This window comes from Marivivens aquimaris, assembly GCF_015220045.1.
GTDB lineage: Bacteria > Pseudomonadota > Alphaproteobacteria > Rhodobacterales > Rhodobacteraceae > Marivivens > Marivivens aquimaris.
Genome location: NZ_JADBGB010000001.1, coordinates 2,042,226 through 2,065,740, shown reverse-complemented (window position 1 = coordinate 2,065,740; position 23,515 = coordinate 2,042,226). Strand labels below are relative to the sequence as shown.

Annotated in this window: 26 protein-coding genes; 8 read left to right on the top strand and 18 right to left on the bottom strand. The window is 58.7% G+C overall.

The features are described from left to right. Positions 1–27: 27 nt before the first annotated feature. From IF204_RS10190 to IF204_RS10175, 4 genes are all read left to right on the top strand, one after another. Positions 28–900 carry a F0F1 ATP synthase subunit gamma gene (locus IF204_RS10190; RefSeq protein WP_167635927.1) on the top strand — a complete coding sequence of 291 codons (873 nt, stop codon included), beginning with the start codon at positions 28–30 and terminating at the stop codon, positions 898–900. Positions 901–918: 18 nt separating this feature from the next. Then, positions 919–2,343, top strand: coding sequence for a F0F1 ATP synthase subunit beta (gene atpD, locus IF204_RS10185; RefSeq protein ID WP_194096730.1), 1,425 nt, complete (start codon positions 919–921; stop codon positions 2,341–2,343). 9 nt (positions 2,344–2,352) lie between these two features. After that, entirely contained in the window at positions 2,353–2,781 is a 429-nt protein-coding gene (locus tag IF204_RS10180) for a F0F1 ATP synthase subunit epsilon (protein WP_194096729.1), read from the top strand. Between the two features lie 120 nt (positions 2,782–2,901). After that, positions 2,902–3,252: an H-type lectin domain-containing protein gene (locus tag IF204_RS10175; protein WP_194096727.1), complete on the top strand. Its 351-nt coding sequence runs from the start codon at positions 2,902–2,904 to the stop codon at positions 3,250–3,252. A 30-nt stretch (positions 3,253–3,282) separates the two neighbouring features. On the opposite strand, the gene IF204_RS10170 is transcribed toward IF204_RS10175, so the two are convergent. Beyond that, positions 3,283–4,302, bottom strand: a complete 1,020-nt coding sequence (locus tag IF204_RS10170; protein WP_194096726.1) for a ribose-phosphate pyrophosphokinase — start codon at positions 4,300–4,302, stop codon at positions 3,283–3,285. Positions 4,303–4,417: 115 nt separating this feature from the next. On the opposite strand from IF204_RS10170, the gene IF204_RS10165 reads away from it, so the two are divergent. Then, positions 4,418–5,017 (top strand): 2-hydroxychromene-2-carboxylate isomerase, encoded by a 600-nt coding sequence (locus IF204_RS10165; protein WP_194096724.1) that lies wholly within the window; start codon positions 4,418–4,420, stop codon positions 5,015–5,017. On the opposite strand, the gene IF204_RS10160 is transcribed toward IF204_RS10165, so the two are convergent. Genes IF204_RS10160 through IF204_RS10150 form a run of 3 tightly spaced genes read right to left on the bottom strand, consistent with a single transcriptional unit; the run spans position 5,014 to position 7,461 of the window. Then, positions 5,014–6,063, bottom strand: a complete 1,050-nt coding sequence (locus IF204_RS10160; RefSeq protein WP_194096722.1) for a threonine aldolase family protein — start codon at positions 6,061–6,063, stop codon at positions 5,014–5,016. The two genes, IF204_RS10165 and IF204_RS10160, sit on opposite strands and share 4 nt — an antisense overlap. Beyond that, entirely contained in the window at positions 6,063–6,530 is a 468-nt protein-coding gene (locus IF204_RS10155) for a YcgN family cysteine cluster protein (RefSeq protein WP_194096720.1), read from the bottom strand. The genes IF204_RS10160 and IF204_RS10155 overlap by 1 nt, the downstream gene beginning before the upstream one ends. Then, complete coding sequence (locus tag IF204_RS10150; protein WP_194096718.1) at positions 6,517–7,461, bottom strand: bifunctional riboflavin kinase/FAD synthetase; 945 nt, start codon at positions 7,459–7,461, stop codon at positions 6,517–6,519. Before IF204_RS10150 ends, IF204_RS10155 begins: the two co-directional genes overlap by 14 nt. Before the next feature lie 159 nt (positions 7,462–7,620). On the opposite strand from IF204_RS10150, the gene IF204_RS10145 reads away from it, so the two are divergent. Beyond that, complete coding sequence (locus IF204_RS10145; RefSeq protein WP_194096716.1) at positions 7,621–8,373, top strand: carbonic anhydrase; 753 nt, start codon at positions 7,621–7,623, stop codon at positions 8,371–8,373. Here IF204_RS10145 and IF204_RS10140 read toward each other — a convergent pair whose 3' ends face one another. The 6 genes from IF204_RS10140 to IF204_RS10115 form a co-directional block, all read right to left on the bottom strand. Then, on the bottom strand, positions 8,374–8,817 hold the full coding sequence (locus IF204_RS10140) for a MaoC family dehydratase (RefSeq protein WP_194096714.1): 444 nt from the start codon (positions 8,815–8,817) through the stop codon (positions 8,374–8,376). It abuts the gene before it with no gap. A 91-nt stretch (positions 8,818–8,908) separates the two neighbouring features. Continuing rightward, positions 8,909–9,781, bottom strand: a complete 873-nt coding sequence (locus tag IF204_RS10135; RefSeq protein WP_194096712.1) for a TIGR01459 family HAD-type hydrolase — start codon at positions 9,779–9,781, stop codon at positions 8,909–8,911. A 66-nt stretch (positions 9,782–9,847) separates the two neighbouring features. After that, positions 9,848–10,321 (bottom strand): GNAT family N-acetyltransferase, encoded by a 474-nt coding sequence (locus tag IF204_RS10130; protein ID WP_194096711.1) that lies wholly within the window; start codon positions 10,319–10,321, stop codon positions 9,848–9,850. Positions 10,322–10,381: 60 nt separating this feature from the next. Next, positions 10,382–11,302, bottom strand: coding sequence for a manganese-dependent inorganic pyrophosphatase (locus IF204_RS10125; protein ID WP_194096709.1), 921 nt, complete (start codon positions 11,300–11,302; stop codon positions 10,382–10,384). Positions 11,303–11,402: 100 nt separating this feature from the next. Further along, positions 11,403–12,398 carry a TraB/GumN family protein gene (locus IF204_RS10120; protein ID WP_194096706.1) on the bottom strand — a complete coding sequence of 332 codons (996 nt, stop codon included), beginning with the start codon at positions 12,396–12,398 and terminating at the stop codon, positions 11,403–11,405. A 20-nt stretch (positions 12,399–12,418) separates the two neighbouring features. Continuing rightward, positions 12,419–12,730 carry a hypothetical protein gene (locus IF204_RS10115; RefSeq protein WP_194096704.1) on the bottom strand — a complete coding sequence of 104 codons (312 nt, stop codon included), beginning with the start codon at positions 12,728–12,730 and terminating at the stop codon, positions 12,419–12,421. Between the two features lie 336 nt (positions 12,731–13,066). On the opposite strand from IF204_RS10115, the gene IF204_RS10110 reads away from it, so the two are divergent. Next, the gene (locus IF204_RS10110; protein ID WP_167635943.1) at positions 13,067–13,354 is read left to right on the top strand and encodes a co-chaperone GroES; all 288 of its coding nucleotides are present in this window, start codon (positions 13,067–13,069) and stop codon (positions 13,352–13,354) included. A gap of 45 nt (positions 13,355–13,399) precedes the next feature. Then, entirely contained in the window at positions 13,400–15,040 is a 1,641-nt protein-coding gene (gene groL, locus IF204_RS10105) for a chaperonin GroEL (protein ID WP_194096703.1), read from the top strand. A gap of 155 nt (positions 15,041–15,195) precedes the next feature. Here groL and IF204_RS10100 read toward each other — a convergent pair whose 3' ends face one another. The 8 genes from IF204_RS10100 to IF204_RS10065 all read right to left on the bottom strand — a co-directional run bounded on the left by IF204_RS10100 (position 15,196) and on the right by IF204_RS10065 (position 23,446). Beyond that, complete coding sequence (locus IF204_RS10100; RefSeq protein ID WP_194096701.1) at positions 15,196–16,665, bottom strand: mannitol dehydrogenase family protein; 1,470 nt, start codon at positions 16,663–16,665, stop codon at positions 15,196–15,198. Between the two features lies 1 nt (position 16,666). Further along, positions 16,667–17,440 carry an L-iditol 2-dehydrogenase gene (locus IF204_RS10095; RefSeq protein ID WP_194096699.1) on the bottom strand — a complete coding sequence of 258 codons (774 nt, stop codon included), beginning with the start codon at positions 17,438–17,440 and terminating at the stop codon, positions 16,667–16,669. Then, a complete protein-coding gene (locus IF204_RS10090; RefSeq protein ID WP_194096697.1) occupies positions 17,440–18,441 on the bottom strand; it encodes an ABC transporter ATP-binding protein in 1,002 nt (333 codons plus the stop codon). The genes IF204_RS10095 and IF204_RS10090 overlap by 1 nt, the downstream gene beginning before the upstream one ends. A 12-nt stretch (positions 18,442–18,453) precedes the next feature. Next, positions 18,454–19,284, bottom strand: coding sequence for a carbohydrate ABC transporter permease (locus tag IF204_RS10085; RefSeq protein ID WP_167635948.1), 831 nt, complete (start codon positions 19,282–19,284; stop codon positions 18,454–18,456). A 10-nt stretch (positions 19,285–19,294) separates the two neighbouring features. Continuing rightward, positions 19,295–20,158 (bottom strand): carbohydrate ABC transporter permease, encoded by an 864-nt coding sequence (locus IF204_RS10080; RefSeq protein WP_194096695.1) that lies wholly within the window; start codon positions 20,156–20,158, stop codon positions 19,295–19,297. 116 nt (positions 20,159–20,274) lie between these two features. Further along, a complete protein-coding gene (locus IF204_RS10075) occupies positions 20,275–21,573 on the bottom strand; it encodes an ABC transporter substrate-binding protein (protein ID WP_194098201.1) in 1,299 nt (432 codons plus the stop codon). 247 nt (positions 21,574–21,820) lie between these two features. Beyond that, on the bottom strand, positions 21,821–22,783 hold the full coding sequence (locus tag IF204_RS10070; protein WP_194096693.1) for a sugar-binding transcriptional regulator: 963 nt from the start codon (positions 22,781–22,783) through the stop codon (positions 21,821–21,823). Positions 22,784–22,798: 15 nt separating this feature from the next. After that, positions 22,799–23,446 (bottom strand): HAD family hydrolase, encoded by a 648-nt coding sequence (locus IF204_RS10065; protein ID WP_194096691.1) that lies wholly within the window; start codon positions 23,444–23,446, stop codon positions 22,799–22,801. Positions 23,447–23,515 lie beyond the last annotated feature (69 nt).

The window sequence follows — 23,515 nt, the reverse complement described above, 5'->3', positions numbered from 1 at the left end:
TTGGGCTCTAGTTAAGGAGACAAGGCAGTGCCAAGTCTTAAGGACCTAAAAAACCGGATCACGTCGGTCAAATCGACCCGCAAGATCACTAAGGCGATGCAAATGGTCGCGGCGGCTAAACTCCGTCGCGCCCAGGAAGCAGCCGAGGCCTCGCGTCCTTACGCAGAGCGGTTCAATGCGGTCATCTCGTCGCTGGCAGCTTCGGCTGGTGCGTCGGATACCGCTCCGCTCCTGCTCAAGGGTACGGGCAGCGATCAGACCCACATGCTCGTGGTGATGACTGCTGAACGTGGCCTCTGCGGCGGCTTCAATTCGTCGATCGTCAAGCTGGCCCGTCAGCGCATCCAAGCGCTGAAGGCCGAAGGCAAGACGGTAAAAATCCTGACGGTCGGCAAGAAAGGCCGCGAGCAGCTGCGTCGCGACTATGCCGATCTGTTCGTTGGTCACGTTGACCTGAGCGAAGTCAAAAAAATCGGTTACGCTGATGCGCAGTCGATCGCCAAAGACCTGCTCAAGCGCTTCGAGGCCGGTGAATTCGACGTAGCGACGATCCTCTTCTCGGAGTTCCAGTCGGTTATCTCTCAGATCCCGACCGCTCAGCAGGTGATCCCCGCTAAGTTCGATGCACCCGAAGATGGTGTGACGACCGACTATGACTACGAACCCGGTGAAGAAGAGATTCTGGACGACCTGCTCCCGAAGAGCGTTGCGACCCAGATCTTCTCTGCTCTGCTGGAAAACGGTGCTTCCGAACAGGGTGCCCGTATGAGCGCGATGGACAATGCTACACGCAACGCCGGCGATATGATCGACCGACTGACCATCGAATTCAACCGTTCGCGTCAGGCCGTTATCACCAACGAACTGATCGAAATTATCTCGGGCGCTGAAGCGCTCTAAGAACCGGAGAAACGAAACATGGCACAAGCAAATGGCAAAATCACGCAGGTGATTGGCGCCGTTGTGGACGTGCAGTTCAGCGATCACCTGCCGGCGATCCTTAACGCACTGACCACCGACAACAATGGCAAGAAGCTGGTTCTTGAAGTAGCCCAGCACCTTGGCGAAAACACCGTACGTACCATCGCTATGGACGCGACCGAAGGTCTCGTTCGTGGTCAGGCAGTTGAAGACTCCGGTTCGCCGATTTCGGTTCCGGTCGGTACTGCAACTCTGGGCCGTATCCTTAACGTCGTCGGCGAGCCCGTTGACGAAAAGGGCCCGGTTAACGCGACTGAAACCCGTGCGATCCACCAGCCCGCACCGGAATTCAGCGAACAGTCGACCGCGACTGAAATCCTCGTAACGGGCATTAAGGTTATCGACCTTCTCGCACCGTACTCGAAGGGTGGTAAAATCGGTCTGTTCGGCGGCGCCGGCGTTGGTAAAACCGTTCTCATCATGGAACTGATCAACAACATCGCAAAAGTGCACTCGGGTTACTCGGTGTTCGCAGGTGTTGGTGAACGTACCCGTGAAGGTAACGACCTTTATCACGAGATGATCGAATCGAACGTTATTAAGCCGGACGCGCTTGAAGAGTCGCAGGTGGCTCTCGTGTACGGTCAGATGAACGAACCGCCGGGAGCACGTGCACGTGTTGCTCTGACCGGTTTGACCCTTGCTGAGCAGTTCCGCGACGCTTCGGGTACCGACGTTCTGTTCTTCGTGGACAACATCTTCCGCTTCACCCAGGCTGGTTCTGAGGTGTCGGCGCTTCTCGGCCGTATTCCTTCGGCTGTAGGCTACCAGCCGACCCTGGCAACCGACATGGGCGCCATGCAGGAACGCATCACCTCGACCAAGAACGGCTCGATCACCTCGATCCAAGCTGTTTACGTTCCGGCCGATGACCTTACCGACCCTGCACCGGCAACCACCTTCGCCCACCTCGACGCTACCACGGTTCTTAACCGTGCTATCTCGGAACTCGGCATCTACCCGGCTGTGGACCCGCTCGACTCGTCGTCGCGTATCCTCGACCCGCAGATCGTCGGTGAAGAGCATTACAACGTCGCACGTCAGGTTCAGAACATCCTCCAGCGCTACAAGTCGCTGCAGGACATCATCGCCATCCTCGGCATGGACGAACTGTCGGAAGAAGATAAGCTGACCGTTTCGCGCGCTCGTAAGATCCAGCGTTTCCTCTCGCAGCCGTTCGACGTTGCGAAAGTGTTCACTGGTTCGGACGGTGTTCAGGTTCCGCTCGAAGACACCATCAGCTCGTTCAAAGCTGTTGTCGCCGGCGAATATGACCACCTGCCGGAAGGTGCCTTCTACATGGTTGGCGGCATCGACGAAGTGCTCGCTAAAGCCGAGAAAATGGCCGCTTCGGCAGCCTAAGGAGTCGTTATGGCTGAATCGTTCCAGTTCGACCTCGTATCCCCTGAACGAAAGCTCGCTTCCGTCCAGGCCACCGAGGTCCAGATCCCGGGTGCCGATGGCGCAATGACGGCGATGGCAGGCCACGCGGCCACCATCACCACGCTGCGTCCGGGCATCCTGCGGGTTGTCCACACTGGTGGTACCGACGAATACATCGTTTCCGGCGGCTTCGCTGAAATCGGTGGTGAGAACGTATCGGTTCTGGCCGAACGCGCTCTCCCGACGGGTGAAGTTACTCAGGACGCTTTCGATGCGATGGTTGCGGAATACCGCGCTGCGCACGAGAAGGCTCTGGAGAACTTCAAAAACGAACCGGGTCCGGTCGATGACGCTGCGCGTCTGCTGGCTGACATGGTTGCCGTTGGAACCCACATGGGTCTGTCGTACCGCGAGTAATCCGCGCTATACGAAAGAAATCAAAAAGAAGCCCCGCAACTGCGGGGCTTTTTGCATTAATTCTGTCGTAACGCTTATCCGGATATGGTTATATGTCCGCCAAGCCAAGTTGACGGTAGAATGCTCAAACTCGAAAATCATCTCATAGGTGTGGATCAGGGCGATGTGGTGCTCTTTTCCGACTTCGACACTGACGGGGATATGTGGACCGGTGAAGGTCCGCGCCTGACCCGTTTTCCGGTCACCTTCCGCAAGGCCTATCGCAAGCTGCCTGCTGTTCAGGCGTGGGTGTCGATGCTCGATATGTCAAATCAGAGCAACGCGCGCATTGATGTTCAGGTGGAGAATATCAATTCCGAAGGCTGCGAGATTGTTTTCAGAACGTGGGGCGATACGCGCATCGCGCGGGCTCGCGCTGCGTGGATGTCCATAGGCGAACTCAAGCACGAGGACGACTGGGACATCGAATGAAAAAGGCGGGGAATTCCCCGCCTTCGTTTTTTAGAGCGTGTTGTAGAGGCCTTCGTAGATCGGGATCAGCGTCTCGTCTTCGAACAGCGAGGACACCGAGGTGCCGTTCCACGTGTTCAGTATGGCCTGAGCGAACATGGGTGCGGTCGGTACAATGCGGATGTTCGGTGCTTTGAGGATCGCGTCAGTCGGCTGGATCGAGTCGGTGATGACCAATGTCTTAAGGTGCGAGTTGGTGACGCGCTCGACAGCCGGACCCGACATCACGCCGTGCGAGATGTAGGCGTGAACTTCAGCAGCACCGGCCTGCATCAGGTGCTCGGCTGCTTTGCAGAGAGTACCTGCGGTGTCGCAAAGGTCGTCCACGATGATGCACTTCTTGCCTTCGACGCTACCGATGACGGTCATCTCGGCCACTTCACCCGGCTTTTCGCGGCGCTTGTCCACGATGGAGAGGGGAGCGTTGATACGCTTCGCCAGTTCGCGAGCACGGGCCACACCGCCGACGTCCGGCGAGACGACCATGATGTCTTCAAGGCCGCCTTTGAAGTGGTGCTTGATATCGAGAGCGAAGATCGGCGCCGCGTAGAGGTTATCTACCGGAATGTCGAAGAAGCCCTGAATCTGTGCTGCGTGCAGGTCGAGCGTCAGAACGCGGTCGACACCCGACTGGGTGATGAGGTTCGCAACGAGCTTGGAACTGATCGGTGTGCGGGCCTTGGTACGGCGGTCCTGACGGGCATAGCCGAAGTACGGAATGACTGCGGTGATGCGGCCAGCCGACGAACGCTTGAGCGCGTCGGTGATGATCAGCAGTTCCATGAGGTTGTCGTTGGCCGGATTCGAGGTCGGCTGGATAATGAACATATCCTCGCCGCGTACGTTCTCGTAGACCTCGACAAAGATCTCTTGGTCGTTGAAGCGCTCGACGCGCGTATCCACCAGACCAACGTTCATACCGCGGTGCATGGACATGCGACGCGCGATCGATTTGGCGAGTGGAATGTTGGCATTGCCCGAAATAAGTTTCGGTTCGGTCATCGTCGGCATCTGCAATTGTCCCCGAAAGCTGAGCATCCGCCTGTGCATGACGGATTCGTGACGTTGACACCGCGTAGCACGAACCTAACGTGAGGCAAAGTTTAGACCGGGAGGAACATTCATAATGCCGCATATCGACTACTTCTTTGCGACAATGTCGCCATTCACCTACCTCGCCGGAACACGGCTGGAAGAGATAGCTGCCAAGCACAATGCAACGATTACCTACAAGCCGATGGACATCGGTCAGGTGTTCATGCGCACGGGCGGCACACTTCCCAAGGATCGCCACCCGACGCGGCTCGAATACCGCGATCAGGAGCTCCGTCGTCAGGCGAAGAAAGCCGGTCTGCCGTTGAACCTGCGCCCTGCGCATTTTCCGGTGAATGGTGCGCCCGCGGCCTACGCGCTGATCGCAGCGCAGAATGCGGGCGGCGGTGATCTGGGCCAGCTGGTGCACGCATACACGGGCGCAGTCTGGGCCGAGGATGCGAACCTTGCTGACGATGCGGTCATTCGCGCGTGTCTGGAAAAGGCCGGTTTCGATCCTGCACTGGCAGACAGCGGCCTACTATCGGGCGCTGCGGCATACGAGGAGAACACCGAGGAAGCAGTGCGCCGCGGTGTGTTCGGCGCACCGTTCTATATCACCGAAACCGATGAGCGGTTCTGGGGGCAGGACAGGTTGGACGATCTGGACGCCCACCTGTGCGGCAATCTTTAACGGAGATGTGCGAGGAACGTCTCGACGTTCTCGTCGGTCGTTGACCAGCTACACACGAGGCGCGCTGCGAGGGCTTCCTCCGGCGCGCCTTCGAGGCTCTGGTTGAATGGCCAGAGGTAATACATCGCACCGGCTTTGTGGGCCGCTTGGTGGCCGCTGCGCGGGAAGCATGCAAACACGCAGTTCGCGTCGGTCGGATGGAGGAGTGACGCGCCCTCAATCTGCTGGATGCCTTCGCTCAGCTTTGCCGCCATTGCATTGGCGTTCGTTGCCAAGTCGAGCCACAGGTTGTCGTCGAGGTAGACGTCCATCTGGGCCGACAGATACCGATGCTTGGAGAACAGGTGCCCGCCACGCTTGCGGCGCAGTTCGAATTCCCAAGCCTTCTCGGGGTTGAAGATCACGACGGCTTCGACACCCATCAGACCGTTCTTGGTGCCGCCAAAGGACAGGATGTCGACGCCAGCGCGCCATGTCATCTCTGCCGGAGTGGCGCCGGTCGCGACAATCGCGTTGGCAAAACGTGCGCCGTCCATGTGGACGGGCAGGTTGTAGTCGCGGGCGACAGCAGTGAGGGCCGTGACTTCGGCCGCCGAATAGACGGTGCCGTTCTCGGTCACGTTGGTGATCGACACAGCGCCGCGCTGCATGTTGTGCACACCTGCGCGACCGGTGAATTCAATCGCTTTGCGCAGGGCGTCAGGGGACATCTTGGCGTGTTCGCCTTCGACCAGCGCTAGCTTGCCACCGCCGATGTAAAACTCGGGCGCGCCGCACTCGTCTTCTTCGATGTGGGCGTTCTGGTGGCAGAACACGGTCTGCCACGGCTCTACCATGATCGACAGGGCGAGCGCATTGGCCGAGCTACCCGTGGGCACAAAGTAGACAGCCGCTTCGGGGGCTTCGAACAGATCGCGGATTTTCTGGGCGGCAGACTTGGTCACGTCGTCAGCGCCGTAGCCGCTGGCGTAACCTTCGTTGGCCTTGGCGAGTGCCTCAAAGACTTTGGGGTGCACTGGGCTCGAATTGTCGGAGGCAAAGAACATCAGGTGGGTTCCTCAATAATGTAGTCTTCCCAATCATCATCGGCGACGTCGAACTCCGACACGGTCTGGCCGCGCAGGGATGCGTTCGCTTCGTGGACCGTTTCCGGACGGCCTGTCAGCAGCGGATGCCACTCGGGAAGCGGCTGGCCCACGTGCAGAAGGCGGTAGGCGCAAGTCTGCGGGAGCCAGTAAAGGTTTTCGGTAATGGTTTTAGGAGATAGGACAATGCACTCGGGAACGAACTGGTGACGGATCGGATACTGGCTACATAGGCAGGTATCGTCGTCCAGCAACCGGCAGGCCACGCGGGTCAGCGCCACTTCGCCGGTTTCCTCGTCTTCGAGCTTGTTCAGGCAGCACTTGCCGCAACCGTCGCAGAGGGCTTCCCACTGCGGGCGGGACATCTTGGCCATCGGGATTTTCTCCCAATAACGATGGCCAAGACCTTTGCGATCAATTTCCGTCATTTGCGAGGATCTCTCGGCTTTGGCGGCAGTCGGCGTCCATCTGGTCGATGAGCGCCTGAAGGCTGTCGAACTTGAGTTCGGGGCGAAGGTATTCGATCAGGGCGACCGACAACATTGTGCCGTAGAGGTCGCCTTTAAAATCGAAAATGAAAGTTTCGATGTTTGGCACGTTGTCCTGACCGAACATCGGGCGCACGCCAATGGAAGCCGCGCCGCCGTAGGTGCCTTTGTAGGTGCCTTCGAGCACATCGACCTTCACCGCATAGACACCCAGCTTCGGCTGGTGCAGGCCGTCGATCGACATATTGGCTGTCGGGTAGCCAAGGTCGCGGCCACGCTGGTCGCCGCGAATGACCTCGCCCTCAATCCGGTGCAGGTGGCCGAGCATCGCCGCGGCATCACCGGGTCGGCCTTCGGCCAGTGCATTGCGAATGTTGGTGGAAGACACTTCCTCGTCCAGCGAAAGAAGCGGGGTGACGGTGACGCCGAATCCAAGCTCTGCGCCGAGGTCTTTGAGTGTGTTCACATCACCTGCACGCGCCTTGCCGAAGAAGAAGTCCTCTCCGACGACGACATGAGCGAGGCCAAGACGATCAACTATGATCTGCTGGGCAAACTCGCGGGGCGACAGACCGGCGAGCGCCGCGTTGAACGGCACTTCGTACAGCTTCTCAACGCCGAGCTTTTCAAGGCGGTGAGCTTTCGCTTCGGCATTCATCAAGCGGAAAGCTGGGGCACCCGGGGCAAAGAACTGTCGCGGATGCGGCTCGAACGTCATGACGCCCAGCGGCAGGCCAGCCTCGTCGGCGACCTTGCGGGCCAGCGAGATGACGGCCTGATGGCCGAGGTGAACACCATCGAAATTACCGATGGCCGCAACGGCGCCACGGTCGCTCGGGTCGATATAAAGGGTATCGCGGATAATACGCATGTCCGATGCCTAGCCCTGCGCGAACCTAGGCGCAAGATCAGAGATGTCTGTGCGCCGCTGAACTTACAATCGCACGGATTTGAATTGAAGCGGCACGCGCCGAAGCCTACCTCTCAGGCTATCGAGCTTACATTCGATACTTATTGAAAGATACTACTCATGAACAAACTTGGTTTTGCTGGCATCTCGCTGGCTGCTTCGCTCCTCGCGATGCCCGTTTTTGCGGCTGGCACACACTGGACTTATTCTGGCGACGAAGGCCCCGACCACTGGGGCGAGCTCTCTGAAGAGTACGCTTCGTGTGCTGGCGGCGCGATGCAGTCGCCGATCGATCTGTCGGGCGCCGAAGCGTCGGGCACCGTCAATTACGAGTTCGATTACCAGCCAGTTGCGCTGAACATCCTGAACAACGGCCACACGGTGCAGTTCAACACCGCCGAAGGCGGCGATCTGGTTGAGGCGGGCAAGACGTTCCACCTCGCGCAGATCCACTTCCATACGCCGAGCGAGCACGATGTGGACGGCAAGGAATTCCCGATCGAGGCGCACTTCGTTCACCAAGCCGACGACGGCGCACTCGCTGTTTTGGGCGTGCTGATCGAAGAAGGCGAGGCCAATGCGACGCTGCAAACCGTGATCGACAATATGCCGACCACGCCGACCGAGGCGGCCGATGTTGCGGGCGTAACCATCGACCCGAACGGCCTGATCCCTGCATCGCACGAGATCTACCGCTACATGGGCTCGCTCACCACGCCGCCCTGCTCGGAAGGCGTGAACTGGCACGTACTGGCTACGCCGATGACCGCATCGGCAGAGCAGATCGCTGCCCTGTCCGAAGTACTGAACCACAACAACCGTCCGCTACAGCAGCTGAACGCGCGTCTGCTGGTCGGTCCGTCGGGTAACTGATCAGTCGAATTTACGGCTGGGGGCGAGGACGACAGCTTCGCCCATCAGCACCTTCTTGTTGTTCACAAGACAACGGGTATCAAGGGTGACGCGGCGCTTGGAGTGGTCGATGTTGATAACCTCGACTTCGGCCAGCACCATGTCACCCGGACGTACCGGCGCAAGGAACTTTAGGTTCTGGCCAAGGTAGACCGTACCGTGACCCGGAAGCTGTTCGCCGATCACAGCAGAGACCAGACCAGCGGTCAGCATACCGTGCGCGATACGGCCTTCGAAGATCGTGTCCTGCGCATAGGCGTCGTCCAGATGGACAGGGTTACGGTCGGTCGACACTTCGGCAAACAGTTCGATATCGCGATCGGTCACGACCTTCCGCAGGGAGCGGACCATGCCGATCTCGATATCCTCGATGCAGATCGTTCCGCGGGGGGCGTTATCCAGCATATTCGGCTCCATGAGTAACAAAAAATCCCATTTTTCATATTGGGTGTAATTTTGTTACTTTGCGGATGCAGAAAAATCAACCCCCATTAGACTAACGTAGGAAGCCGATCGAATAGGTCGGCGCCTGCATTTCTTTTTCGAGATAGGCACTTAGCGCGTCTGCATCCGGCTGCGTTTCGGTTTTTGTCTCTTCCGCCGCGATGCCGCCAGTGATGAAGAGGGAATCATAGCCCTCTCCCTGCGCGCCCGAAATGTCGGTTTTGATTCCGTCACCGATGCAGATGATCTGGGCTTCGTCAGGCTCGATGCCCTCTTGGAGCAGGCGGCGGCGCGCGAGGTCATAGATCGGCGGATGCGGTTTGCCGAAATAGAGCGTCTCACCGCCCATTTCCTCATAGACCTTCGCAACGGCACCGGCGCACCATTCGCGCTTCTCGCCGCGGTCGATGATAATGTCGGGATTGGCGCAGAGCATCTTCAGACCCTTTTCGCGGGCGAGCAGAAGTTGCGGGCGCATATCCTGCGGGTCGGCCTGCGGGTCGAACGGGCCGCAGTTCACGATGCCTTCTGCATCGTCCAGAGGGACGCGCTGGATGTCCACGGGGTTCTCGACAACCTTGATCGGGTTGAAGAACGTCAGATCGCGGTCTTCACCGATGAACCAGACTTTTTCGCCCACGGCACCCGAGAACATCGCGACACGCGCTGCGTCACCCGAGGTCGAGATCGCATCCCACGTATCGTCGGGCAGGCCCCAGTGCTTCATCTGTTCGACAACCAGCGGCCAAGCACGCGGAGCGTTGGTCACATAGATGACCTTGCCGCCGCGCTGACGATAGGCCTGCATCGCGGCAACCGCTTCGGAGAATGCTTCGATACCGTTGTGCATACAGCCCCAGAGATCCACGAAGGCGGCGTCGTACTGGTCGGAGATTTCGGCAAAGGAATTGATGGTCTGGGTCATAGGGAGCCCTGTTAACTAAGGTTTCCCTTTGACTATAGACCGCTCGTTTAAAAGGAAAGCGTCGGCTTAGTCGAACGCTTGCGGATAGCGCAGCTCAAGGCTCTTCGCTTTCGCGGGGCCGGCGACCATCGTGTATTCGACGGGGTAGGGCGAGGTCAGACCTTCGGGGGCAGGGCGGAAGCCGGCGCTGGTATAAAGCGCTGGCTCGCCGAGAACGACGAGCGTTTGATCCGTCATGCGGGCCCACTCAGTAATCATGCCGACCATTCGCTTGCCGTAGCCCATGCCGTGCAGGTCGGGATGAATCGCCACAGGTGCGAGGCACAGCCAGCTTTTCGGCGCGATCATGCGGGACAGCGCGAGGTATCCGACGATGCCTTGCTCTGACGGCAGAACCATTTCGCCCGCCATCGCTTTTGACTTGCGGAGCTTGCGCACGAGGTTCGCTTCATCCGGCTGGCCGAATGCCGCGTTCAAAAGGGCCTCGACGGCCTGTTCTTCGCCGCTTTGCATTTCGCGAAGGAAGTCGGGTGCGAACATGGTGGGCTCCTTAAACAAAAAGGCCCGCACTTGGCGGGCCTTTGAAAGATCGGTCGAAGCTCAGAGCTTGAGGTTCGGGATGATCTGCTTCTTGCGGGACATGATGCCCGGAAGAACAACGCTGTCGCCTTCGACGGTCGCATCGAACGACTTCTCGGCAACGGTTTTGACCAGATCGTTCGGGACGAACAGGGTGGCTTCTTCGTTCAGGATGTCGACGACGAACAGGAGAACCTGATCGACACCGTCTTCGGCTGCAACGGCAGTCATCGATTCCATGATCGACGCCTTGCGGTCGAGAACCAGCTTCGGTGCGGTGGTTTCGAGAACCGAAACGCGGAACTTGGTGCCTTCGACAGCGTACTCTTTCGAGTCCATGCGGATCAGTTCAGCGTCCGAGAATGCCGAGATATCCGACTTGGCTTCGAACATTTCCGAGGCGTAGGCGCCGAGGTCGATGTTCAGTTCCGAAGCGAGCTTCTGAGCCAGCGCCTTGTCGACGTCGGTGGTGGTCGGCGAACGGAATTCGAGGGTGTCGGACAGGATGCACGACAGCATCGCGCCCTTGATGTTATCCGGCATCTTGTCGGCGTCATCGCCCATCAGATCGTACATGATGGTCGCGGTGCAGGCGAGCGGACGAATGGTGATGTCGATCGGGCCTTTGGTTTCCAGACCGCCGACCAGCTTGTGGTGGTCGATGATGGCGGTGATGTCGGCTGCGTTGATGTCTGCGGGCAGCTCTGCAGGATTGTTGGTGTCAACGATGACAACCTGCTGGCCTGCGTCGACCGACGAAATGATTTCCGGCTTTTCGAAGCCCCACTTTTCAACGACGAAAGCAGCTTCGGTGTTCGGCTCGCCGAGCAGAACCGCCTTGGCGTCGACGCCCTTAACTTCGTTCAGATACCAAGCCCAGATCAGCGGGGAGCCGGTCGAGTCGGTGTCGGGGGATTTATGGCCGAAAACAAGAGTCGTCATTTATCGCATCCTTAAAAGGAAAATTGGGTCGCGGGCCTTATAGGAAGGCCAAACGCCTTTGTCACCAGCGATGAACGGTCCGAATGCCGCAGGGCAGCAGTCATTCGATACGTGCAATGCTCCAGCCGTTTTCGGCGAGCAGATTGAGGATGCCTTCGTCTCCCGGCAGGTGGGCGGCGCCGACGACGATCGAAATATCATCGTATTTGGCGGTTTCGGCTTCGATCACGGGAATCCAATTATGGTTCCGCTTGTCCAGCAGCAGATCGTTCTGGGCCGCCATAATCCGGTCCGCTTCGTCGGGGTCAGCGTAAGGCGCGAGCAATTCGGGAATGGTATCGGCCACCATCAGCAGGCTGATGTCCTGATCGAGGTAGGCATTCACCATAGTAGAGAGCGTTGCGTTGATGATCTCGGGATGAAAGTTGGCGATCTCCAGCGTCGCGATCTGGTCGTCCAGAGGCATACTGTCCATCAGTTCAAAAATGGTCGTTGGCGCTTCGAGGCTCTTGTTCGGGATGTCCAGTTCCTGCGCCGCGAGGAACGCGCTGTGATCGACGCCTTCCATCGTGGCCGGATCCTGCACGTTAATACATTCGCTCATCAGCGAAAGCTGGGTCGCGACCATGAACGGCTTCAGCCGACCAACGGTGAACGCCGGAATGCCGCGATTTCTGAGGACTTCATGAAGCGCAGACCACGCAACGGGGTCCATCAGGTCGATCAGGGTTTTATTGTCCGGCAGCAGGATCAGCGACGGATCGGCGGCGAGCATCTGATTGACCTTCGCGAAATCCTCGGCGGAGGCCTCGGTCAACAGTACTTCCGTCGGCGCGATCACCTCGGAAACCATCGCGTCGATCAGCGGGTCGAGCTCGGGCGTATAGATGTGCACGCTCCCCGCTATATAAAGAGTGTCTTCGCCGCGCGTGGCGGTCCAGAATAGTCCCTGCGCGTTGATGACATCGGCAGCTTTGGCCTGCACTTCGGCCTGACGTTCTGGCGACAGAAACTCCATGAACGACATCTCGCCGCAGAAAGCATCCGCTTGGGTGGCGGTCAGAATGGCGATCGTAGGCAGCAAAAAGCGCTTCATCAAATGTCCCTTAAATCGGCTCACCGCATTTGCGGTGAGCGCAAGAGTAAGAAGCCGATCCGCAGAAATCCACGGCCAATCGCAGCCCTGATTCCCAGATTGCTGGCAGGGGCGGAGCGGTCGCGGAACCGCGGATCGCGCGCCAGTTCGATCAGCGTTGCCTGCGGTTGGTGTGCTTTGGCAATCGGCTCGAAGGTAACGAACGGCTCTGCGGGCGAGTTGAAATCGAGCGCCTCAGGCGCAGCGCGCCGGAGCGGCAAGCGTTCGTCGAGTAATTTGTGACGGTCTTGTCCCTGCGTCCATGCAGGTCCGCCGTTAATCGGGGGAAGCATCGGAAAAATCCTGAAAATCTTGGGAAATGGCGACGGCGCGAGGCTGTCGAAATAGGTTGCAGCACGGCTGGACTAGCAGGCGTGGAATCGGACTCCGTAAATCATATGCAACCTCCAAAGAGAGACAGGGTTTGTGTGGCATCTGCTTAAGCGAGTGCCCGCGCTTCACCAAGGGTAAATTTGCCTATCCGAAAAATCGTGACTTTTTTGCCAAGGGACCTGTTGACAGGGGAGGGGGGCTTTCTTAGCTATTTCGCTGTTAGCACTCACGAGTGACGAGTGCTAACACCCCTCGGGAGGGGTATTAGAGATAACTGTTAGCTAGGAGCTACAACAATGGCTTTCAAACCGCTGCACGACCGCGTTCTGGTTCGCCGCGTTCAGAGCGACGAAAAAACTGCTGGTGGCCTTATCATTCCGGATAGCGCCAAGGAAAAGCCGGCTGAAGGCGAAGTCGTCGCTTGTGGCGAAGGCGCCCGCAAGGACTCGGGCGAACTGATCGCAATGGCCGTCAAAGCTGGCGATCGCGTTCTGTTCGGCAAGTGGTCCGGCACCGAAGTCACTGTCGACGGTGAAGAACTTCTCATCATGAAGGAAGGCGACATTCTCGGCATCATCGCCTGAGAACGCTTCCTGACCTGACAACAATTTTAGACGAGGAATACAGCAATGGCTGCTAAGGACGTCAAATTCGGCACCGAAGCCCGCAACGGCATGCTTCGCGGTGTCAACATTCTTGCTGACGCGGTAAAAGTGACGCTCGGCCCGAAAGGCCGCAACGTTGTTCTCGAAAAGTCGTTCGGTGCCCCGCGCATCACCAAGGACGGTGTTTCGGTCGCTAAAGAGATCGAGCTTGAAGACAAGTTCGAGAACATGGGCGCACAGATGGTCAAAGAAGTCGCTTCGCGTACCAACGACGAAGCCGGCGACGGTACCACCACTGCGACCGTTCTTGCTCAGGCAATCGTTCGTGAAGGTCTCAAGCAGGTTGCTGCTGGCCTGAACCCGATGGACCTGAAGCGCGGTATCGACATGGCAACCGCCAAGGTCGTCGAGCAGATCAAGTCGATGGCTCGCGAAGTCGCTGACTCGGACGAAGTCGCTCAGGTTGGCACCATTTCGGCCAACGGCGAAGCTTCGATCGGTCGTCAGATCGCAGACGCGATGCAGAAGGTCGGCAACGACGGCGTCATCACCGTCGAAGAAAACAAGGGCATGGAAACCGAAGTAGAAGTCGTCGAAGGCATGCAGTTCGACCGCGGCTACCTGTCGCCGTACTTCGTCACCAACCCGGACAAGATGATTGCAGAACTCGATGACTGCATCGTTCTGCTCCACGAGAAGAAGCTGTCGTCGCTCCAGCCGATGGTTCCGCTGCTCGAGCAGGTCATCCAGTCGCAGAAGCCGCTCCTCATCATCGCTGAGGACGTTGAAGGCGAAGCTCTGGCAACTCTCGTTGTCAACAAGCTGCGTGGCGGTCTGAAGATTGCTGCCGTGAAGGCTCCGGGCTTCGGCGATCGCCGTAAGGCCATGCTGCAGGACATCGCGATCCTCACCGGCGGTCAGGTCATCTCGGAAGACCTCGGCATGAAGCTCGAGAACGTCACCATGGATATGCTCGGCTCGGCCAAGAAGATCCAGATCTCGAAGGACAACACCACCATCGTTGATGGCGCTGGTGGAAAGGCAGAGATCGAAGCACGCGTTGCCCAGATCCGCACCCAGATCGAAGAAACCACTTCGGACTACGACCGTGAGAAGCTGCAAGAGCGCGTTGCCAAGCTGGCAGGCGGTGTTGCTGTTATCCGCGTCGGCGGCATGACCGAAATCGAAGTGAAAGAGCGTAAGGACCGCGTTGATGACGCACTGAACGCGACCCGTGCTGCTGTTCAGGAAGGCATCGTCGTTGGCGGTGGTGTTGCTCTGGTTCAGGCTGGCAAGGCTCTCGAAGGTCTGACCGGTGCAAACCCCGATCAGAACGCCGGTGTTGCTCTGGTTCGCCGCGCTCTCGAAGCTCCGCTGCGTCAGATCGCTGACAACGCTGGTGTCGACGGTGCTGTCGTTGCCGGTAAGGTCCGTGAATCGGATGACGTGAAGTTCGGCTTCAACGCTCAGACTGAAGAGTACGGCGACATGTTCGCATTCGGCGTCATCGACCCGGCTAAAGTGACCCGCACCGCTCTGGAAGACGCTGCTTCCATCGCTGGCCTGCTGATCACCACCGAAGCCATGGTTGCTGACAAGCCGGCCAAAGAAGGTGCTGGCGCACCGGACATGGGCGGAATGGGCGGCATGGGCGGCATGATGTAATCATCCGTCCCATCCGGGAATTAGGAACGGGGTCGCTTCGGCGGCCCCGTTTCTTTTTGTCTTGTGCAAAAGGGTAGGGCGCAAAAAGAAAAGCCGGGCACAAGGCCCGGCCAGTTAAGAGGGAGCCCCGACGCACAAGGCGCCGGGTCACCAAATTATTTCGCGATATAGGCGCGGAGGGTGTCCGCAACGCCGTTGTCGTAGAGGCTGTTCAGCGCAGCGCCGAAGGCCGCAACGAAGGTCTCGTTCTGGGCCAGATCACCAAAGACAGCCTGGTTCTCGAGGAAGGCTGCGGGGCGCTCTTTGGCGGCGTCAGCGTATTCCTTGAGCGCGACGTGGTTGTCGTCATTCGGTGCGATCTCGTTGCCTGCTTCGTCAACGCGGGTGCAGTAGCGGCACCACAGAGCAACTTCGAGAGCCAGACCCGAAATGTCCGCACCATTGGCCAGCGCGTCGCGCAGGGTCGGCAGGATGAACTTCGGCTGGCGGTTCGAACCGTCGAGGCAGAGACGCGGGATCGTGTCGCCAACTTCGGGGTTCGAGAAGCGCTCGATGATCTTTTCGCGGTACTTCTGGTAGTCCACGCCTTCGATCGGCTGAAGGGTCGGGATGACCTCGCGGCGTTCCAGTGCGTCCAGCCAGTCGTGGATGAGCGGGTCAGCCATTGCGTCGTGGACGAAGTGGTGACCGATTAGAGCCGACGGGTAAGCAATCGCAGCGTGGCCACCATTCAGGATGCGCAGCTTCATCAGCTCGTACTGGGCGACGTCCTCGACGAACTCTACGCCAACCTTTTCGAGGGCAGGGCGCCCCTGCGGGAAGTTGTCTTCCATCACCCACTGACGGAACGGCTCGCAAGCGACAGGCCATGCGTCGACGATGCCGAACTTGTCGGCAACCAGCTGGCGTTCACGGTCCGAGGTGGCGGGCGTGATGCAGTCAACCATCGAGTTCGGGAACGCGACGTTCTCCGAAATCCAGGTGGCGAAGTCTTCGTCGATTAGCTTTGCGAGACCAACAACGGTGCGCTTTGCAACGTGACCGTTTTCGGGAAGGTTGTCGCAGGACATGAAGGTGAACGGCGGCAGACCTGCGTCGCGGCGCATACGCAGTGCCTTGATGACCATGCCGAAGACCGTCTTCGGGGTATCGGGGTTCTCTGCGTCGTGGACGATATCGGGGTGCTTAGTGTCGAAACCGTCGGTGAGGGCGTCAACGTAGTAGCCGCCTTCGGTGATGGTGGTCGAAACGATCTTGGTGACCGGATCGGCCATGCGGGCAATGGTCTTGTCCGCGTGGATTTCGATGAAGTCGATCATGGAGCCGGTGACGCGCGCGGTCAGACCCGACGGGTCCAGTTCGACGACCGTGGTCATCCAGTCCTGAGCTTCCAGCTTTTCACGCATCAGCGCGTCGCCTGCGCGAACGCCAGCACCGCAAAGTGCCCACTCGTGGCTTTCGCCGAGCGCAAACAGACGGTCGAGATAGACAGCCTGGTGCGCGCGGTGGAAGTTGCCGACACCTACGTGGAGGATACCGGCAGTCAGAGCGCTGCGGTCATACTCAGGCTTACCCACTTCTGCGGGGAGCTGGTCGAGTGCGGATGTTTCGAGTTTGATAGCCATGTCAGCTCATCCAGTTACCGCCGTCTACGTTATAGGTCTGGGCGACCACGTAATCGGCATCTTTTGTTGCTAGGAAAACGGCCATACCGGTGAGGTCTTCGGCACGACCCATACGCCCATAAGGAACTTCTTTGCCTACGCGGCGCTTTTTCTCGCCGGGAGGAAGCCCCTCGTACTTTGCAAAGAACGCATCCACACCGTCCCAATGTTCGCCGTCGACAACGCCAGGCGCGATCGCGTTCACATTGATACCGTGGTGAATGAGGTTCAGACCTGCGGACTGCGTCATGCTGATGACGGCCGCCTTGGTGGCGCAGTAAACAGCGACGAGGCTTTCACCGCGGCGACCTGCCTGACTGGCCATATTGATGATTTTGCCGCCGCGACCGCGGGCGATCATGCCCTTCGCGACTGCTTGCATCATGAACAGTGTGCCTTTGACGTTAACGTCGAACACACGGTTATAATCGGCTTCGGAAATCTCGATGATCGGCGCAGCGGTGAAGAGGGCAGCGTTGTTGATCAGGATGTCGATCCCGCCGAACTGCTCTTCGACCGATGCAACGGCGCTTTCGATGCTTTCGACAGACGTCACATCGCATTGTACCGCGATCGCGGCATCGCCGATTTCCGCAGCAGCTTTGGCAGCTGCTTCTGCATTGATATCGGCGATCGCGACCTTTGCACCTTCGGCCACATAGGCCTTGGCAAAGGCGAGCCCGATTCCTCGGGCTGCGCCTGTAATCAATGCTGTTTTACCAGCAAGCCGCTCCATCAGATGCTCAGTCCTTCTGCGTTGAAGCGGTGGATCTTGTCTGCTTCCGGCGTCAGGTAGACGGTGTCACCGTGGCGCAGGTTGAATTCGCCGCTCACACGGACGGTGAGGGCTTCGCCCAGACCGGTGTCGTGTACATAGAGGAACGTGTCCGAACCGAGGTGCTCCGAAACGCCGACGGTGCCTTTCCAAGCGCCTTCGGTGGCCGATGCAGCAAGGTGCTCCGGACGGATGCCGATGGTGTGGGCATCGTACTTTGCAGCTTCCTGACCTTCGATGAAGTTCATCTTGGGCGAGCCGATGAAGCCTGCAACGAACTTGTTCTTCGGGTTCTTGTAGAGTTCCAGCGGCGAGCCGACCTGCTCGATGACGCCAGCCTGAAGAACGACGATCTTGTCGGCCATGGTCATCGCTTCGACCTGGTCGTGGGTCACGTAGATCATCGTGGTTTCGAGGCGCTTGTGCAGCTCCGAAATCTCGAGTCGCATGCCCACACGAAGAGCCGCGTCGAGGTTCGAGAGCGGTTCGTCGAAGAGGAAGGCAGCCGGTTCGCGAACGATCGAGCGGCCGATGGCCACACGCTGACGCTGACCACCCGAAAGCTGGCCCGGACGACGGTCGAGGTAGTTGGTCAGGTTCAGAACCGACGCGGCGTTGTTCACGCGCTTGTCGATTTCAGCCTGATCCATCTTCGCCATCTTGAGCGGGAAGGCGATGTTCTTGCGTACGGTCATGTGCGGGTACAGAGCGTACGACTGGAACACCATTGCCAGACCGCGCTTGGCGGGCGGCAGTTCGGTGGCGTCCTGACCGTCGATGCGGATCTGACCGCCGGAAACGTCTTCGAGACCGGCAATCAGGCGCAGGAGGGTGGACTTACCGCAGCCCGACGGGCCGACGAAGACAACGAACTCGCCGTCTTCGATGGTGAGGTCCAGCGGCGGAATGACTTCGACATCGCCGAAGCGCTTGGTGACTTTATCGAGAGTAATGCGTCCCATAATCGTATTCCCTTATTTCACGGCGCCGAAGGTCAGGCCACGGACAAGTTGTTTCTGGCTGAACCAGCCCATGATGAGGATCGGTGCGATCGCCATGGTCGAGGCTGCAGAGAGTTTTGCGTAAAAGAGGCCTTCGGGGCTGGAATAGCTTGCGATAAAGGCCGTCAGAGGTGCTGCTTTGGTTACCGTCAGGTTGATCGTCCAGAACGCTTCGTTCCAAGCGAGGATGATGTTGAGCAGCAGTGTCGATGCGATGCCCGGTACAGCCATCGGAGTCAGAATGTAGACGATCTCTTCTTTCAGCGATGCGCCATCCATACGAGCCGCTTCGAGGATCTCGCCCGGAATTTCGCGGAAGTAGGTGTAGAGCATCCAGATGATGATCGGCAGGTTGATGAGCATAATGACGATAACCAGTGCGGTACGGCTATCGAGCAGGCCCATTTTGGCTGCGCCGATGTAGATCGGGTAGAGAACGCCAACAGCCGGCAGCATCTTGGTGGAGAGCATCCACATCAGGATGTCCTTGGTGCGCTTGGACGGCGTAAAGGCCATCGACCACGCGGCAGGAATTGCCACCAGAAGACCGAGCAGGGTGGAGCCGACCGAGATGAAGATCGAATTCCACAGGAAGTTCGTGTAGTTCGAACGCTCCTGAACAACGCGGTAGTTCTCGAGTGTCCAGTCAAAGAACAGGAACACGGGCGGATCCGAGATAGCCTGACCTTCGGTTTTGAAGCTCGTCAGGATGGTCCAGAGGATCGGGAAGAAGATCAGCAGACCGACAGCCCATGCGAGGGCAGTGTTGATCGCTTTTTGCTGCGTAGTAACAGAACGTGCCATGATCGCCCCCTTAGTCCAGGTTTTTGCCGACGATGCGCATCAGGAAGATGGCAACGATGTTGGCGAGAATGATTGCGTAGACACCACCTGCGGAACCCAGACCGACAGCTTGGCTTTCGCTGATGCGCTGGAAGATGAGGTAGGTGAGGGTCTTCGTGCCGAATGCACCGCCGGTGGTCACAAAGATCTCGGCGAAGATCGAAAGCAGGAAGATCGTCTGGATGAGCAGGACGATGGTGATCGCGCGGCTCAGGTGCGGCAGGATGATGTACCAGAAGCGGGCCAGCGTCGGGGCGCCGTCCATTTCGGATGCTTCAAGCTGCTCGCCATCCAGCGACTGGATCGCCGTCAGAAGGATGAGCGTCGCGAACGGGAGCCACTGCCAGCTGACGATGATGATGATCGACAGGAGCGACTGTTCCGACATCCAGACCACCGGGTCCGCTCCGAAGAAGCGCCACAGGTGGGCCAGAAGGCCGTTGGTCGGGTCCATGAACATGTTCTTCCAGACCAGCGCCGAAACGGTGGGCATCACGAAGAACGGTGCGATGACGAGAATACGCACGATACCCTGGCCCCACATCGGACGGTCAAGGAGAAGGGCGAGAAGAACACCGAAAATGATGGTGATGGCGAGTACGCCGCCAACGATAATCAGAGTGGTGAGAATGCTGGGCCAGAAAGAGCTGCTGCTAATAAAGCGCGTGTAGTTTTCCAAACCAGCGAAGCCGAGGTCGCCGCCGCGCATCGGTCTGTAGTCTCGGAAAGAGAGGTACAGCGTGGCGATCAGCGGAACGAGCATCCATCCCAGAAGGAGGGTAACCGCCGGCGCCATCATAATGCGGGCAGCTGAGCGAGAGTGTTGTGTTGCCATGATACACTTCCTCTGTTGGCAGTAATGACACCACCTGAAAATTTAAACGAGTTGTGCGGGGAAAGTGGAAAACAGGGGGGCAGCCTACGGCCGCCCCCCTGCGTTGGAGGAGACTATTAGCGGTAGCCAGCAGCTTCCATTGCGTCGTTGGTGATCGCCTGTGCCTTCTCAAGAGCTTCTTCGACGGTCTGCTGACCGGCGTAAGCTGCCGAGAATTCCTGCGAAACTTCGGTGGCGATGCCAGCGAATTCCGGGATAGCGGCGAACTGAACGCCAACGTACGGCGATTCATTCACGGTCGAGTTCAGCGGGTCAGCCGACAGGATCGAGTCCAGGGTCATCTGAGCGAACGGAACTTCCATGTAGTTCGGGTTTTCGTACAGCGAGGTACGTGCGCCCGGCGGTACGTTTGCCCAGCCTTCGTTCTCAGCGACGAGCTCGATGTAGTCCTTCGAGGTTGCCCATTCGATGAACTGCTTAGCAGCGTCTTGCTTCTGCGAGCCAGCCGGGATGGCGAGTGCCCAAGCCCAGAGCCAGTTCGAGCGCTTGCCCAGACCGTTATCGGGTGCCAGAGCGAAGCCTACGCTGTCAGCAACTTCCGACTCGGCTGCGTTGGTGACGAACGAAGCAGCAACGGTTGCGTCGATCCACATGCCGCACTTGCCCTGCTGGAACAGCGAGAGGTTTTCGTTGAAGCCGTTGGTTGCGTAACCAGCCGGGCCCGACTCGTCCATCATGCCTTTGAAGAAGTTGAGGGTGTTTGCCCAAGCTTCGCCGTCAAAGGTTGCGTTCCAGTCCATGTCGAACCACTGGGCGCCGAAGGAGTTACCCATTGCAGTGATGAAAGCACCGCCTTCACCCCAGCCGGCTTTACCGCGGAGACAGATACCGTTGATGTCGGCGTCACGGTCGGTCATTGCAGCCGCTGCTTCGCGGATGAATTCCCAAGTCGGCGCGTCCGGCATTTCCAGACCAGCTTTTTCCATCAGGTCGGTGCGGTACATGATCATCGACGATTCACCGTAGAACGGTGCAGCGTAGAGGGTGCCGTCGTGGCTCAGACCGCCAGCCATTGCCGGCAGGATGTCGTCTGCATCGTACTCGTCCGAAAGGTCGTCGAGCGGGACGAGCCAGCCGTTCGCACCCCAGATCGGGGTTTCGTACATGCCGATGGTCATGATGTCGAATGCGCCACCGTTGGTCGAGATGTCGGTGGTTACGCGCTGGCGAAGAACGTTCTCTTCGAGGGTGACCCACTCCAGCTCGATGCCGGTCTTTTCGGTGAAGTCATCGTCCAGACCCTGCATGCGGATCATGTCACCGTTGTTAACGGTGGCGATGGTCAGCGTTTCGGCGCTTGCGATAGCAGCGGCCGAGCACAGAGCAGTCGCGCCGAGAAGCGCGCGCACAGTCATTGTCATAATTTCCTCCCAATGCCCTTGATGGGCAATTGCTACGTTAGTGGGCAAATGTTCGCGAAAAGGCCGATTCATGTCAATCCCCGACCCTAGCTGCACCGCAGTAGGCCAGAAAAAACCAATGAAATCAGTTATGCGTTTGAGAAATGCTTGTACGGAAGTACAGGTATGCGCCCACGGCAGGGCTCATTGCTGCGCTGCGGCGAAGCAAATCATGCGACGAATTGGTGGGTTGGGCGGAGAATCAGTCGGCCGAGAGAATCGCTTCGGCGGTTGATTCGCTCGTGATCAGACCCGAGATCAGACGGCCCCTCAGAGCCCCCATGATACCCCGGACTTTGGACGGTCCGACGGCCACGCCGATGAACCGCTGATCACATGCCGGACGGAGCGGCGCAGAGGCCACGCGGCGATTGAACGCGCAGTCGATGATCTCGCCGCTGTCGTCGTAAATCCACGATGTGATTTCACCGGCAGCACCGCGGGCCTGAACCTCGTCGATCTCGTCGCGGGTCAGGAAGCCATCGACGAACAGCGGGGCTGTGCTGTCCATCTGCCCGATGCCAACCAGCGTCAGGTCGGCCCGCTCGCAAAGGCTCAGCGTGTTTCTGACGGCCTCTTGGCCGAAGAGCGTGCCGAGTTCCTCGCGAGAGTTCGCAAGCACCGGAAGCGGGTAGGGGTACTGCACCGCGTTGATACGCTCAGCGAGCTGAATCGTAGCGTTATAAGGCGTTGCGGAGCCGTCGGACATCATGTTGCCCAGCCGCGAAACGACGCGGTGCTGGGGGCAATGCATGCGCGGAACCTGCTCAACCGTGGCTTTCAACGCACGGCCCGTACCAAGCGCGATGATGCGCTCTTCGTCGGTTTTCAGCGTGCGTTCAATCTCCGCTCCGGCGGCGATTGCGGCGCCTGCCATGAGGTTCGGCGCTTCGGGGTCGGAGGGGACGACTTCGCAGAATTGTAGCCCGAACTTATCGAGGATCGCTTGCGATAAATCCATGCATCGGGCGATCGGATGGTCGAGGCGGACCTTGACCAGACGCTCGCTCACAGCCATCGCAACGAGGCGCTGCGCGGACTGTCTGGAGACCCCCAGCTTGCGCGCGATTTCGTCCTGGGTGTTGCCTGCGACATAGTACAGCCAACCGGCACGAGCAGCGTCGTCCAGTCGCGTAGTTTCGGGCGTGAAACGTCCGACAGTCACAGATTTCTCCCTCTCTCAAAATTGTCGTAAGAGGTGTGCGAAATCGGACCAGTTGTCAAAGGATTGCGTATCGTCAGGCAATCTTATCCCGAGATTCCGCAGGTGCGAAGCGCCCGTGTACGCCAGCACGTTCATCTCTGCGGCCTTGGCTGCCGTGATGCCCGGAATGCTGTCTTCGACGACGAGAATGCGCTCTTTCGGAACGCCCATCTCTTTGGCAACATGGAGAAAAAGATCAGGCGCAGGCTTGCCGCGCTCGACGAGGCTCGCGGTGTAGACATGCTCGCTGAAGTACTTGTCGAGGCCGGTGAGTTCGAGCGTTCTCGCCACCCGCGGCGGGCTTGATGATGTTGCAACGCAGCGACGGATGTTGAGCTGTTCGAGCATCTCCGCGATACCCTCTGTCGGGCGAAGGCGGGTCTCGAACCTCTCCAGAAGCGTGTTGCGGTAGCGCATCTCGAAATCGTCGGGAAGCGGCGTTCTGTGGCTCTCGCGGATCGCCTTTGCAACGGTCGGGAAGCTGCGGCCGAGGCAGTGGATACGCACGTAATCCCGATCAATTTTGATGCCGACATTGCGCAGTTCTTCGATCAAAACCTCCGCGCTGATAATCTCGCTGTCCACAAGGACGCCGTCGCAATCGAAAATAATCAGGTCAATCATTAGTGCTCTCACAATGTATTGCCTCTCTCGTGCCACGGGCTAGCCTGTGGAAGCAAGCACAGGAGCGAA